This window comes from Citrobacter freundii complex sp. CFNIH2, assembly GCF_002880615.1.
In the GTDB taxonomy this organism is placed as follows: domain Bacteria; phylum Pseudomonadota; class Gammaproteobacteria; order Enterobacterales; family Enterobacteriaceae; genus Citrobacter_A; species Citrobacter_A amalonaticus_F.
Window position 1 is genome coordinate 4,654,245 of sequence record NZ_CP025757.1, and the last position, 14,135, is coordinate 4,668,379.

The window sequence follows — 14,135 nt, forward strand, 5'->3', positions numbered from 1 at the left end:
CTCGCCGCCTCGACGCATCCTGAATGATGTTGTGTATTGATTAGGTTTCGTCTTTCTTATCATCAACCAGCGGGCTGGCATCGTGCTCGGCGTTGATCTCTGCTTCTGCCAGCGGAGCGGGCTCTGCGTCAACGGGCGCAACGAATGTCTCGGTAGAGACCGCCAGCGGCTGACCAATTTTGGTCACCGAAAGACTTTCAAGCTGCTCGACCAGATTCACTTTCCCCGGCGCAAACAGGTTGATTACCGTGGAGCCCAGTTTGAAGCGGCCCATTTCCTGGCCCTTCAACAGCGCCAAGGAGCCTTCGCTTTCACCGGCAGGCCAGGTCCAGCGTTTGATCACGCCTTCGCGCGGTGGTGTGATGGTTCCCGCCCAGACGGTTTCGATACTGCCAACAATCGTAGCACCGACCAGAATTTGCGCCATTGGACCAAACTCCGTATCGAACAGGCAGATAACACGCTCATTACGGGCAAACAGGTTCGGGACGTTCTGGGCCGTCAGATGATTGACCGAGAACAGATCGCCCGGCACATAGATCATCTCACGCAGAATGCCGTTACATGGCATGTGTACGCGGTGGTAGTCACGCGGTGACAGATAGGTGGTCACAAACGACCCGTTACGGAAAAGATCCGCCATCAGGTAGTTACCTGCCAGCAGGGCTTCCAGGCTGTAGTTGTGACCTTTAGCTTGCAGGATCTTATCTTCTTCGATAGCGCCTAACTGGCTGATGACGCCGTCAGCCGGCATGACCAGCACGTTCGGATCGGTATTCAGCGGGCGAACGTCGTCACGCAGTGGGCGGACAAAGAAATCATTGAATGAGCGGTAGCTGGCGGTATCCGGCTTCTGCGCTTCTTTCATATCGACCTTGTAGTACTTCACGAACAGATCGATAACCAGCTTAGTCAGCCATCCCGCTCGTTTGCTCGCGCCCCAGCCCGCCAGGCGAGTGAGCCATAGTTTCGGCAGAATGTATTGTAGCGAAAGTTTAAATGAGTTTAACAAGGTAGCCTCCAGGCTATTGTTTTGTCGTTCCTGACCCGGCGTTCACGCCGGATCCTGAAAAGGGGGGACGATTCTAGCGATGCTTAGCTTAGTTGTCAGTCATCGGTATCAGAAAAGTTTTTACGCGTTTTTACCTGCGACATGCTTTCGAGAATACGGTGATAATTTTCGAAACGGGTTTCCGCAATTTTCCCGTCCTCTACGGCGGCACGGATGGCACAGCCTGGGTCAGCGTCGTGCTTACAGTCACGATATTTGCACAGCCCCAGATAGTCATGGAATTCGACAAAACCATGGGTGATTTGTTCCGGCTCCAGGTGCCACAGGCCAAATTCACGCACGCCAGGGGAATCGATGACGTCGCCGCCATGTGGGAAGTGGTAGAGGCGGGCTGCGGTGGTGGTGTGCTGTCCCAGGCCGGAGTTGTCAGAGACATCGTTGGTGAGAATTGCTTCCTGCAGCCCCAGCAGCGCGTTGAGCAGGCTGGATTTGCCGACGCCGGACTGGCCGGCAAAGATACTGATGCGCCCGGTCAGCGCTTCTTCCAACGGTTTCAGACCGTCCTGGGTGTGGCTGGAGACCATCAGCACGCGATAGCCGATATGACGGTAGATATCCATCTGCTCATTCACAAACGCCATGCTTTCATCATCCAGCAGATCGATTTTGTTGAGCACGATGATCGGTTCAACCTGCAATGTCTCGCAGGCCACCAGATAACGATCGATAATATTAAGCGACAGCTCCGGTAAGATCGCGGAGACAATGACAATCTGGTCGATGTTGGCGGCAATAGGTTTTACGCCATCGTAGAAGTCCGGGCGCGTCAACACCGAGGTACGTTCATGCACCGCCTCGACGATTCCTTTGACGTTGACCCCTTCCGCTGCCGCTTTGCCGGGACGCCAGACCACACGGTCGCCGGTCACCAGCGAGCGGATCGTCCGGCGAATGTTGCAGCGGTGAATTTCACCGTCGGCAGATTCGACGTCGGCATGCATGCCAAAACGGCTAATGACGATACCTTCAGCGGTCTCGCCAAACAGGTTGTCATCGTAGTCTGGCTTCTCCTTAGACGTTTTAAGACGACGCTGGTGATTAGCGTTCACGCGGCGCTGTTGGCCTTTGGAGAGTTTATTTTTACTCAATCGTACTGGCTCCTGGTCGCCCATGTTGGGCAAAACATCTATGATACACACAATTCTAGATGAGAGTAGTCACACAGAATGTGACGCATGAGGGGTGGAAAATAGCATGAGTGCCAATGAAAACAACCTGATTTGGATTGATCTTGAGATGACCGGTCTGGATCCCGAGCGCGATCGCATAATTGAAATCGCCACGCTGGTCACCGATGCCAACCTGAATATTCTGGCTGAAGGGCCAACTATCGCTGTGCATCAGGCCGATGAACAACTGGCGCTGATGGATGACTGGAACGTGCGTACCCATACCGGCAGCGGGCTGGTGGAGCGAGTGAAGGCGAGCACAATGGGCGAACGTGAAGCGGAGCTGGCGACGATTGAATTTTTGAAAGCGTGGGTGCCAGCGGGTAAGTCGCCAATCTGCGGGAACAGCATCGGACAGGATCGCCGTTTTTTGTTTAAGTACATGCCGGAACTGGAAGCGTATTTCCATTACCGCTATCTGGATGTGAGCACGCTGAAAGAGCTGGCGCGTCGTTGGAAACCCGAAATTCTGGACGGTTTGAGCAAGGAAGGAACGCACAAGGCGATGGACGATATTCGCGAGTCGGTGGCGGAACTGGCTTACTATCGTGAGAACTTTATAAAGTTGTAAGTTTGTTACTTAGCAGGCTTGCACTGTCGGGGTTTTGTCGCTAAATTGTGCAGCCTGCCGATTAATTAATCACTTGAACCTGATTTCAAAAAAATCGCTTTTAGAGGGGTTGCAGGCGGGAAGATTTCTCGTATAATGCGCCTCCCGTAACGACAGAGAATTACGCGTTACGGCAGCAACAAATTTGCGGGAATAGCTCAGTTGGTAGAGCACGACCTTGCCAAGGTCGGGGTCGCGAGTTCGAGTCTCGTTTCCCGCTCCAAAATTTGAAAGTGCTTATTAAGCACAGACCACCCAATCGCAGGATTTCGAAGCGCGACAGCAGTTCGAAAGACGAAGATTAAGCGGGAATAGCTCAGTTGGTAGAGCACGACCTTGCCAAGGTCGGGGTCGCGAGTTCGAGTCTCGTTTCCCGCTCCAAAATTTGAAAGTGCTTATTAAGCACGGACCACCCAATCGCAGGATTTCGAAGTGCGACAGCAGTTCGAAAGACGAAGATTAAGCGGGAATAGCTCAGTTGGTAGAGCACGACCTTGCCAAGGTCGGGGTCGCGAGTTCGAGTCTCGTTTCCCGCTCCAAATTCTTATCTCCAGAAAATCAACCACAGTGCATTTATGCGTTGGGGTCGTTTCGTTTTGTATCTGTCACACTCTTGTGAACAGAGTTATCCACAGCTTCAGATTTTTCTTCGGAAGATTCAAACACTTCGCCAGGTGAATAGTTTCTTTATAACTATCTGAAATCAAAGTTTAAATTAAGATTGCAAATTGTTAATGCGATCACTTGACGATTTTCTCGTTCTTGAATAGCAATGTGTTTTTATTTTTATGCACAGCCTGTGGATGATTCAGGCGTCCCGCGGCAATCCCTTCTCGATCGCATTAACCAGTCGCCTTTGCTTTGGTGATTGCACCTCGATCACGTCGGCGTTTCGCTTCGCGATCTGCTGCGCGACGGCCCACTCAATGTGTTCATCAAGAAGTGGGTGCTCACCCCGGCGGCTTTCCAGTGCGGACAGGGCGGCGTCACTCCAGGGCGCATTACCGAGTGCTACCGCAATATTACGCAGCCAGCGCAGATGACCAATACGACGAATGGCTGAACCTTCTGTGACTTTTAAAAACCAGGCTTCATTTCTGGCGAACAGCTCAATTAACTCGGGCGCATGAAGCGGCTTACGAGGACTGAAATCGTCTTCATCAGTCAGTTGCGAGTAGCGATTCCATGGGCAAATCAACTGGCAGTCATCACAACCGTAGATCCGGTTGCCCATCAGTGGCCGCAATGCTTCCGGGATTGCGCCTTCCAGTTCGATGGTGAGGTAGGAGATGCAGCGACGCGCATCCACCGTGTAGGGGGCGACAATCGCCCCGGTCGGACAGGTGGTGATGCAGGCGACACATTTTCCGCAATTTTCTTCCACGGGAGCGTCAACCGGCAGGGGGAAATCAATCAGCAACTCACCGAGAAAGAAAAATGACCCGGCCTCGCGGTTCAGGATAAGTGAGTGCTTACCTGTCCACCCAAGACCGGCTTTTTCCGCCAACGGGCGCTCAAGTATGGGCGCAGAGTCGACAAAAGGTCTAAAATTCAGCGAGACACAGTGCTGCTGAATCCTCTCACCCAGCTTTTTGAGGCGGTTTCGTAAAAGCTTATGGTAGTCGCGGCCCAGGGCATAGCGACTGATGTAACCCTGCGTGGGATTTTTCAGCGTACTGGCAAACGCGGCGTGGGCGGGAAGATAGTTCATGCGCACGCTGATGACGCGAAGCGTGCCGGGCAGCAGCTCATGGGGACGCGCGCGCATCATGCCGTGGCGCGCCATCCAGTCCATTTCGCCGTGGTATTGTTTGTCCAGCCATGCCTGCAGTTTGGGTTCGGACTCGCTCAGGTCAGTATCGGTAATACCGACCTGCTGAAAGCCCAGTTCCAGCCCCCACTGCTTAATTTTCTGCGCTAACTGATTGAGATCGAGGGGCTCTGACATGACGGACCATACAATGAAGAAAAACCCCATCAGTATACCACACTCCATCTGGCCCGCCGATGACATCAAACGGCTGGAGCGAGAAGCCGCTGATACGCTGGGGCTCACGCTGTTCGAACTGATGTTGCGAGCGGGCGAGGCGGTGTTTGACGTGGCGCGTGAGTCCCGGCCTTATGCCCGGCGCTGGTTGGTGCTCTGCGGTCACGGTAATAACGGTGGCGATGGCTATGTGGTAGCGAGACTGGCGAAAGCGGCAGGGATTCTGGTCACGTTGATAGCGCAGGAAAGCGACAAACCGCTGCCCGAGGAGGCCGCACAGGCGCGGGAAGCCTGGCTGAATGCGGGAGGCGTGATTCATTCCCCGGCGATCGCCTGGCCGGAAAATATCGACCTGATTATTGATGCGCTGCTGGGGACCGGGTTAACCCAGGCGCCGCGCGAGCCGTTGTCTGAATTAATCGAACGGGCAAACGCTCACCCCGCGCCTGTTGTCTCGATAGACATTCCTTCCGGGTTGCTGGCACAAACGGGCGCGACGCCCGGTGCGGTCATCAGGGCTGAACGCACGGTCACGTTTATCGTCCTGAAACCCGGTCTGCTGACGGGGAAAGCCCGGGATGTGACCGGGCGCCTTCATTTTAATTCGCTGGGGCTGGACGACTGGTTGGCAGGGCAGGACGCGCCGATTCAGCGCTTTGACGCCTCGCAACTTGCGCGCTGGCTCTCTCCGCGCCGTGCAACGTCGCATAAAGGCGATCATGGTCGACTGGTGGTGATCGGCGGCGATCACGGCACGGCGGGAGCGATTCGACTGGCCGGTGAGGCGGCGCTGCGCGCCGGCGCGGGACTGGTGCGCGTGCTGACGCGCAGCGAAAATATCGCCCCACTGCTGACCGCTCGCCCCGAACTGATGGTGCATGAACTGACGCCGCAGTCCCTTGACGAAAGCCTCGCATGGGCGGATGTCATCATCATTGGCCCTGGGCTTGGGCAGGCGGAGTGGGGGAAGAAAGCGCTGCAAAAAGTCGAGAATTTCCGTAAACCGATGGTCTGGGACGCCGATGCGTTGAACCTGCTGGCAATCAATCCCGATAAACGTCACAATCGCGTCATCACACCGCATCCGGGAGAAGCCGCGCGGTTACTGGGGTGTTCTGTCGCAGAAATTGAAAGCGATCGCTTACATTCTGCACAGCGTCTGGTAAAACGTTACGGAGGCGTTGCGGTGTTGAAAGGGGCGGGAACCGTGGTTGCCGCACAACCGGAGGCATTGGGAATTGTTGATGTCGGGAACGCGGGCATGGCCAGCGGCGGCATGGGCGATGTGCTCTCCGGTATTATTGGCGCATTGCTCGGACAGAAGTTTACCCCGTATGATGCAGCCTGTGCTGGCTGTGTGGCTCACGGTGCGGCGGCCGATGTTCTGGCGGCGCGTGCGGGCATGCGCGGCATGTTGGCAACCGACCTTTTTTCCACGCTACAGCGTATTGTTAACCCTGATGTGATTGACGTTTATCATGATGAATCGAGTAATTCCGCTACCTGACGAACAGGCAACATTAGACCTGGGACAACGGGTAGCCAAGGCCTGCAACGGCGCGACCGTGATCTATCTCTACGGTGATTTAGGCGCGGGTAAAACCACCTTTAGTCGGGGATTCCTGCAGGCGTTAGGCCATTCCGGTAATGTAAAAAGTCCAACCTATACGCTGGTCGAACCCTATTCTCTCGATAACCTGATGGTCTATCACTTCGATCTGTATCGTCTTGCCGATCCCGAGGAGCTCGAATTTATGGGGATCCGCGATTATTTTGCCAACGATGCCATTTGCCTGGTGGAATGGCCACAACAGGGTAAAGGTGTACTCCCGGACCCGGATGTCGAAATACACATAGATTACCAGGCGCAAGGTCGTGAGGCGCGCATCCGTGCTGTCTCCTCATCAGGTGATTCGTTGCTGGCGCGTTTAGCCGGTTAACCTTAAAGGTGGCGGGATGATTTATCGCATCAGAAATGGGTTGGTGGCCATGCTGGTTCTGCTGTGCGCGCAGGCCGGAGCAGCCAGCCTCTCCGATATACAGGTCTCCAACGGCGAACGGCAGGCGCGTATTACGCTCAGCTTTATTGGCGATCCCGATTATGCCTTTTCCCATGAAGGCAAACGTACCGTTGCGCTGGATATTAAGCAAACAGGGGTCATTCAGGGGCTTCCGCTGATGTTTAGCGGTAATAACCTGGTGAAGACCATTCGCTCCGGCACGGCGAAAGATCCACAGTCGCTACGACTAATGGTGGATTTAACCGAAAACGGGAAAACCGAGGCGGTAAAACGGCAGAATGGTGGAAATTACACGGTGGTCTTTACCATTAACGCCGATACGCCTCCGCCGCCGCCACCCGCTCCTGTCGTCGCTAAACGCGTGGAAACGCCGGTGGTGACGCCGCGTCCGACTGAACCTGCGCGAAATCCGTTTAAAACCAGCAACGATCGCACCACCGCCGTGATCAGCAGCAATACGGCGACGCGCCCTGCGGCCAGGACAACATCCAGCAATGGTGACAAAGTGGTGATCGCCATTGATGCCGGGCACGGTGGGCAGGATCCCGGGGCGATCGGTCCCGGCGGTACGCGAGAGAAAAATGTCACTATTGCGGTGGCCCGTAAACTGCGCACGCTGCTTAATGACGATCCGATGTTTAAAGGCGTATTAACCCGTGACGGGGATTATTTTATCTCTGTGATGGGGCGCTCTGACGTGGCGCGTAAACAAAACGCCAACTTCCTGGTGTCGATTCACGCTGATGCCGCGCCCAACCGTAGCGCTACCGGCGCCTCCGTGTGGGTGCTGTCGAACCGGCGCGCCAACAGCGAAATGGCGAACTGGCTTGAAGAACATGAAAAACAGTCGGAGCTGTTGGGCGGCGCGGGGGATGTGCTGGCAAATAGCCAGGCCGATCCGTACCTAAGTCAGGCGGTGCTGGATTTGCAGTTCGGCCATTCCCAACGCGTAGGGTATGATGTGGCAACCAACATGTTAGGCCAGCTCGAACGGATTGGGTCACTGCATAAACGGCGACCTGAACATGCCAGCCTGGGCGTTCTGCGCTCGCCGGATATTCCGTCGGTGCTGGTGGAAACCGGGTTTATCAGTAATCACAGTGAAGAACGTCTGTTGGCGAGCGATGCGTATCAGCAGCAGTTGGCCGACGCGATTTACAAAGGACTGCGTAACTACTTCCAGGCGCATCCGATGCAGTCGGCCCCGCAGGGAAGTGCGGCGCAAACCGCGAGCGCCGCTACGCCGGGTGAGTCGTTGATCAACTAAGGAATTTGCATGCCGATTCAGGTGTTACCGCCACAACTGGCGAACCAGATTGCCGCAGGTGAGGTGGTTGAACGACCTGCATCGGTGGTCAAAGAGCTGGTGGAAAACAGCCTTGATGCCGGGGCAACGCGTATCGATATTGATATCGAACGCGGCGGCGCGAAGCTGATCCGTATCCGTGACAATGGCTGCGGGATCAAGAAAGACGAACTGGCGCTGGCGCTGGCGCGGCACGCCACCAGTAAAATTGCCTCACTTGACGATCTGGAAGCGATCATTAGCCTCGGTTTTCGCGGCGAAGCGCTGGCGAGTATCAGCTCGGTATCTCGCCTGACCCTCACGTCACGCACTACAGAGCAACAGGAAGCCTGGCAAGCCTACGCCGAAGGGCGCGACATGGATGTGACGGTCAAACCGGCCGCGCATCCGGTGGGCACCACGCTGGAAGTGCTCGATCTGTTCTACAACACGCCCGCCCGGCGCAAGTTTATGCGCACCGAGAAAACCGAATTCAACCATATTGACGAGATCATCCGGCGCATTGCGCTGGCGCGTTTTGACGTGACGATCAATTTGTCGCACAACGGCAAAATGGTGCGTCAGTACCGCGCGGTGGCGAAAGAGGGACCGCAAGAGCGTCGTCTGGGCGCCATTTGCGGCGCGCCGTTTCTTGAGCATGCGCTGGCGATTGAGTGGCAGCATGGCGATCTGACCTTACGCGGCTGGGTCGCCGATCCCCATCACACCACGACGGCGTTGGCGGAAATTCAGTACTGCTACGTCAACGGACGCATGATGCGTGACAGGCTGATCAACCACGCGATTCGTCAGGCGTGTGAAGATAAGCTGGGCGCCGATCAGCAGCCCGCATTTGTGCTGTACCTTGAGATTGATCCGCATCAGGTGGATGTCAACGTGCATCCGGCCAAGCACGAAGTCCGTTTTCATCAGTCGCGCCTGGTACACGACTTTATCTACCAGGGCGTACTGAGCGTGCTGCAACAGCAGCTTGAATCGCCATTGCCGCTGGAAGCAGAAGGCGAACCCGCGCCCCGGCACGTTCCGGAAAACCGCGTTGCCGCAGGGCGTAACCATTTTGCTGAGCCGGCGCAGGCCCGAGAGCCTACGTCACCGCGTTACGCTTCCACACCGACAGCGGGCAGCAGCGCGCCGCGCCCGACGGCGGCAAGCTGGCCGCATGCTCAGCCGGGCTACCAGAAACAGCAGGGCGAGGTGTATCGCCAGCTCCTGCAAACGCCGACGCCTGCGACAAAATCGCCTGCGGTGGAACCTGCTGCGTCGGCGTTGGCGGGGCACTGTCAGAGCTTTGGCCGTGTGCTCACAATTGTGGGCAACGACTGTGCGCTGCTGGAACGCGAAGGGAATATTCACCTGCTGGCGCTGCCCGTTGCAGAACGCTGGCTGCGTCAGGCGCAGCTTTCGCCGGGAGCAGGGCAGGTTTGCGCTCAGCCGTTGTTGATCCCGCTGCGGCTAAAAGTCTCTGCGGATGAAAAGGCCGCGCTGGAGAACGCGCAGGACGCACTGGTGGAATTGGGGATTGAATTTCAGGCAGATGCCCAGCATGTGACCATTCGGGCAGTGCCTTTACCCTTACGCCAACAAAATTTACAAATCTTGATTCCTGAACTGATAGGCTACCTGACGCAACAGTCAGCGCGTGAACCTGGTAATCTGGCGCAGTGGATTGCGCGTAATTTGATGAGTGAGCATGCGCAGTGGACAATGGCTCAGGCCATTACCCTGTTGGCTGATGTGGAGCGGCTTTGCCCACAGCTCGTGAAGGCGCCGCCGGGTGGTCTGTTACAACCTGTTGATTTACATACGGCGATGAATGCCCTGAAACATGAGTGATATCAGTAAGGCGAGCCTGCCAAAGGCAATTTTTTTGATGGGGCCAACGGCCTCGGGTAAAACGGCGCTAGCGATTGAATTGCGTAAAGTTTTGCCAGTAGAGTTGATAAGCGTCGATTCCGCCCTTATTTACAAAGGGATGGATATCGGGACGGCGAAACCGGACGCTGAAGAGTTAAAGGCGGCTCCGCACCGATTGCTGGATATTCGCGATCCGTCGCAGGCGTATTCTGCCGCGGATTTCCGCCGTGATGCGCTGGTGGAGATGAGCGAGATCACTGCTGCGGGGCGTATTCCGCTGTTAGTGGGCGGTACGATGTTGTATTTCAAGGCATTGCTGGAAGGTCTTTCGCCGTTACCGTCGGCAGACCCACAGGTCAGGGCCAGAATTGAGCAACAGGCGGCAGAGCAAGGGTGGGATGCGTTGCACCAGCAGCTACAGACAATCGATCCCGTTGCGGCTGCGCGTATTCATCCAAATGATCCGCAAAGACTTTCCCGGGCACTGGAAGTTTTTTTCATTTCGGGTAAAACTTTAACGGAACTGACGCAAACGTCAGGCGATGCTTTACCGTACCAGGTGCATCAGTTTGCCATCGCCCCAGCGAGTCGTGAGCTGTTGCATCAACGCATCGAGCAGCGTTTTCATCAGATGTTGGCTTCAGGATTTGAAGCAGAAGTTCGGGCGCTTTTTGCCCGTGGAGATTTGCATACGGACTTGCCTTCCATTCGTTGTGTGGGATACCGCCAGATGTGGTCATACCTTGAAGGCGAAATATCATACGATGAAATGGTTTATAGAGGTGTTTGCGCCACGAGGCAGTTGGCAAAGCGCCAGGTAACCTGGTTACGCGGTTGGGAAGGAGTGCACTGGCTTGACAGTGAGAAACCTGAGCAGGCGCGGAACGAAGTATTACAGGTTGTTGGTGCTATCGCGAACTGAATGTGTACAATTAAGGCGTATCGTGCGCAATTTTCAGAATCGAAAGATTCAAAGTACAAATAAGCATATAAGGAAAAGAGAGAATGGCTAAGGGGCAATCTTTACAAGATCCGTTCCTGAACGCACTGCGTCGGGAACGTGTTCCAGTTTCTATTTATTTGGTGAATGGTATTAAGCTGCAAGGTCAAATCGAGTCTTTTGATCAGTTTGTGATCCTGTTGAAAAACACGGTCAGCCAGATGGTTTATAAGCACGCGATTTCTACTGTTGTCCCGTCTCGCCCGGTTTCTCATCACAGTAACAATGCCGGTGGCGGTACCAGCAGTAACTATCATCACGGTAGCGGCGCGCAGGGTTCTGCGGCGCAACAGGACAGCGAAGAGACCGAATAAGGTTTTTGGCTGTTTTACACACGGGGAGCCAGAATTTCTGCGTTCCCCGCTGATCTATATCGAGGGGTTGACGCTTGTTTGACCGTTATGACGCCGGTGAGCAGGCGGTACTGGTACACATCTATTTTTCGCAAGACAAAGATATGGAAGACCTCCAGGAGTTTGAATCTCTGGTCTCTTCCGCCGGTGTCGAAGCAATGCAGGTGATTACCGGTAGCCGTAAAGCACCGCACCCGAAGTACTTTGTTGGTGAAGGTAAAGCCGTTGAAATTGCGGAAGCCGTAAAAGCGACAGGCGCTGCCGTCGTATTATTCGATCATGCATTGAGCCCGGCCCAGGAACGTAACCTGGAGCGCTTGTGCGAGTGTCGTGTTATCGACCGCACTGGCCTTATCTTAGATATTTTTGCGCAGCGTGCACGTACCCATGAGGGGAAATTGCAGGTTGAACTGGCGCAGTTGCGCCATCTGGCTACGCGTCTTGTCCGTGGCTGGACCCACCTTGAAAGACAGAAAGGCGGGATTGGTTTGCGCGGTCCGGGTGAAACCCAGCTCGAAACCGACCGTCGTTTATTGCGAAACCGTATATTGCAGATCCAGTCGCGCCTGGAAAAAGTTGAAAAGCAACGTGAGCAGGGGCGACAGTCGCGCATTAAGGCGGATGTCCCGACCGTCTCGCTGGTGGGATATACCAACGCCGGAAAATCCACCCTTTTCAATCAGATAACCGAAGCCAGGGTCTATGCGGCAGATCAACTGTTTGCGACCCTGGATCCGACGCTGCGGCGTATTGACGTGGCGGATGTCGGGGAAACCGTGCTGGCGGATACCGTTGGGTTTATCCGTCATCTTCCGCACGATCTGGTAGCGGCGTTTAAAGCGACCCTCCAGGAAACGCGTCAGGCGACACTGTTGCTGCATGTGGTTGATGCAGCGGATGTGCGCGTGCAGGAAAACATCGACGCAGTGGATACGGTTCTCGAAGAGATCGATGCTCACGAGATCCCATCCCTGATGGTGATGAACAAGATCGATATGCTGGATGACTTTGAACCGCGTATCGACCGTGATGAAGAGAACAAACCGATCCGTGTCTGGCTTTCCGCGCAGACAGGGGTTGGGATACCACAGCTTTTTCAGGCTTTGACGGAGCGACTTTCCGGCGAGGTGGCGCAGCATACGTTGCGTTTGCCGCCGCAGGAAGGGCGTCTGAGAAGCCGTTTTTATCAGCTTCAGGCAATAGAAAAAGAGTGGATGGAGGATGACGGTAGCGTAAGTCTGCAAGTTCGCCTGCCGATCGTTGACTGGCGTCGCCTCTGTAAACAAGAACCGGCTTTGGAAGACTATGTTGTCTGATCTGACGGATATGGCCTGAAGATTTTTTCGCCTCTGTACCTTGTGGAGGTTGAGCGGCAGGAAGGCGGCAAGTCCTGAAATCCTCTGGAGCATAGTCAACTATGTGACGGGGGCTGAGGGATGTAGCCAACGCATCTGCCGCGCAAAAAACACAGGTATAGCATCGCATAACAAATATGGAGCACAAACATGGCGTGGAATCAGCCCGGTAATAACGGACAAGACCGCGACCCGTGGGGAAGCAGCAAACCAGGCGGCAACTCTGAGGGAAATGGAAACAAAGGTGGTCGCGAGCAGGGGCCACCTGATCTCGATGACATCTTTCGCAAGCTGAGTAAAAAACTCGGTGGTCTGGGGGGCGGTAAAGGTACCGGCTCTGGCGGCGGAAGCTCATCGCAAGGCCCGCGCCCGCATCTGGGCGGACGTGTCGTCTCCATCGCGGCGGCAGCTATCGTCATTATCTGGGCGGCAAGCGGTTTCTACACCATCAAAGAAGCAGAGCGCGGCGTGGTGACACGCTTTGGTAAGTTCAGCCATCTGGTTGAACCGGGCCTGAACTGGAAGCCGACGTTTATCGACGAGGTTACGCCGGTGAACGTGGAAGCCGTCCGCGAACTGGCCGCTTCCGGTGTGATGCTGACGTCGGATGAGAACGTGGTGCGCGTTGAGATGAACGTGCAGTACCGCATCACCGATCCGCAGAAATATCTGTTTAGCGTAACCAGCGCAGATGACAGTCTGCGTCAGGCGACCGACAGCGCCCTGCGCGGCGTGATCGGTAAATACACCATGGACCGTATCCTGACCGAAGGGCGTACCGTTATTCGTAGCGATACCCAGCGTGAACTGGAAGAGACCATTCGTCCGTACAACATGGGTATTACCCTGCTCGACGTCAACTTCCAGGCTGCACGTCCGCCGGAAGAGGTGAAAGCGGCGTTTGACGATGCGATTGCTGCCCGTGAGAACGAACAGCAGTACATCCGTGAAGCGGAAGCGTATACCAACGAAGTTCAGCCGCGTGCGAACGGTCAGGCACAGCGTATCCTCGAAGAGGCGCGTGCTTACAGAACGCAAACCATCCTGGAAGCGCAGGGTGAAGTGGCGCGCTTCGCGAAAATTCTTCCGGAATATAAAGCGGCGCCAGAGATTACCCGCGAGCGTCTGTATATCGAGACGATGGAAAAAGTGTTGAGCCATACCCGTAAAGTGTTGGTTAACGACAAAGGTGGCAATCTGATGGTTCTGCCATTGGATCAGATGCTGAAAGGCGCGAACGCGCCAGCGGCAAAGAGCGATAGCGGTTCGAACCTGCTGCGTCTGCCCTCCACGTCTTCTTCCAGCAGCAGCGGAGCAAGCAACACCTCGTCCACCAGTCAGGGCGATATTATGGACCAACGCCGCGCTAACGCGCAGCGTAACGACTACCAGCGTCAGGGGGAATAAC

Annotated in this window: 12 protein-coding genes and 3 tRNA genes; 12 read left to right on the top strand and 3 right to left on the bottom strand. The window is 55.4% G+C overall.

Features of this window, described 5'->3' with window-relative positions; all coding sequences use genetic code 11:
- Positions 1-40: 40 nt before the first annotated feature.
- Both asd and rsgA read right to left on the bottom strand, forming a co-directional pair.
- Positions 41-1,012, bottom strand: coding sequence for an archaetidylserine decarboxylase (gene asd / locus WM46_RS22825; protein ID WP_102603435.1), 972 nt, complete (start codon positions 1,010-1,012; stop codon positions 41-43).
- A 95-nt stretch (positions 1,013-1,107) separates the two neighbouring features.
- Positions 1,108-2,160, bottom strand: coding sequence for a small ribosomal subunit biogenesis GTPase RsgA (rsgA, locus tag WM46_RS22830; protein ID WP_187394422.1), 1,053 nt, complete (start codon positions 2,158-2,160; stop codon positions 1,108-1,110).
- 106 nt (positions 2,161-2,266) lie between these two features.
- On the opposite strand from rsgA, the gene orn reads away from it, so the two are divergent.
- The 4 genes from orn (at position 2,267) to WM46_RS22850 (ending at position 3,390) form a co-directional block, all read left to right on the top strand.
- Complete coding sequence (gene orn / locus WM46_RS22835; RefSeq protein ID WP_102603437.1) at positions 2,267-2,812, top strand: oligoribonuclease; 546 nt, start codon at positions 2,267-2,269, stop codon at positions 2,810-2,812.
- Positions 2,813-2,998: 186 nt separating this feature from the next.
- Positions 2,999-3,074: transfer RNA gene (locus WM46_RS22840), tRNA-Gly, on the top strand.
- A gap of 82 nt (positions 3,075-3,156) precedes the next feature.
- A tRNA-Gly gene (locus WM46_RS22845) sits at positions 3,157-3,232 on the top strand.
- A gap of 82 nt (positions 3,233-3,314) precedes the next feature.
- Positions 3,315-3,390 (top strand) — tRNA-Gly (locus WM46_RS22850).
- A 269-nt stretch (positions 3,391-3,659) separates the two neighbouring features.
- Here WM46_RS22850 and queG read toward each other — a convergent pair.
- Positions 3,660-4,799 (bottom strand): tRNA epoxyqueuosine(34) reductase QueG, encoded by a 1,140-nt coding sequence (queG, locus tag WM46_RS22855; RefSeq protein WP_102603438.1) that lies wholly within the window; start codon positions 4,797-4,799, stop codon positions 3,660-3,662.
- Between queG and nnr the strand changes: the two genes are divergently transcribed.
- The 8 genes from nnr to hflK all read left to right on the top strand — a co-directional run bounded on the left by nnr (position 4,798) and on the right by hflK (position 14,134).
- Positions 4,798-6,345 (top strand): bifunctional ADP-dependent NAD(P)H-hydrate dehydratase/NAD(P)H-hydrate epimerase, encoded by a 1,548-nt coding sequence (gene nnr / locus WM46_RS22860; protein WP_102603439.1) that lies wholly within the window; start codon positions 4,798-4,800, stop codon positions 6,343-6,345. The genes queG and nnr overlap by 2 nt on opposite strands.
- The gene (tsaE, locus tag WM46_RS22865; protein WP_042999180.1) at positions 6,317-6,778 is read left to right on the top strand and encodes a tRNA (adenosine(37)-N6)-threonylcarbamoyltransferase complex ATPase subunit type 1 TsaE; all 462 of its coding nucleotides are present in this window, start codon (positions 6,317-6,319) and stop codon (positions 6,776-6,778) included. Before nnr ends, tsaE begins: the two co-directional genes overlap by 29 nt.
- Positions 6,779-6,794: 16 nt before the next feature.
- Positions 6,795-8,126 carry an N-acetylmuramoyl-L-alanine amidase AmiB gene (gene amiB, locus WM46_RS22870; RefSeq protein ID WP_102603440.1) on the top strand — a complete coding sequence of 444 codons (1,332 nt, stop codon included), beginning with the start codon at positions 6,795-6,797 and terminating at the stop codon, positions 8,124-8,126.
- 9 nt (positions 8,127-8,135) lie between these two features.
- Complete coding sequence (gene mutL, locus WM46_RS22875; protein ID WP_102603441.1) at positions 8,136-9,998, top strand: DNA mismatch repair endonuclease MutL; 1,863 nt, start codon at positions 8,136-8,138, stop codon at positions 9,996-9,998.
- Entirely contained in the window at positions 9,991-10,941 is a 951-nt protein-coding gene (gene miaA, locus WM46_RS22880; protein WP_102603442.1) for a tRNA (adenosine(37)-N6)-dimethylallyltransferase MiaA, read from the top strand. The genes mutL and miaA overlap by 8 nt, the downstream gene beginning before the upstream one ends.
- Before the next feature lie 83 nt (positions 10,942-11,024).
- Positions 11,025-11,333: an RNA chaperone Hfq gene (gene hfq / locus WM46_RS22885; protein WP_061069555.1), complete on the top strand. Its 309-nt coding sequence runs from the start codon at positions 11,025-11,027 to the stop codon at positions 11,331-11,333.
- A gap of 74 nt (positions 11,334-11,407) precedes the next feature.
- Positions 11,408-12,688 (top strand): ribosome rescue GTPase HflX, encoded by a 1,281-nt coding sequence (gene hflX, locus WM46_RS22890; RefSeq protein ID WP_042321426.1) that lies wholly within the window; start codon positions 11,408-11,410, stop codon positions 12,686-12,688.
- 189 nt (positions 12,689-12,877) lie between these two features.
- Positions 12,878-14,134 carry an FtsH protease activity modulator HflK gene (gene hflK / locus WM46_RS22895; protein ID WP_061075453.1) on the top strand — a complete coding sequence of 419 codons (1,257 nt, stop codon included), beginning with the start codon at positions 12,878-12,880 and terminating at the stop codon, positions 14,132-14,134.
- The last annotated feature ends 1 nt before the right edge of the window (position 14,135 follow it).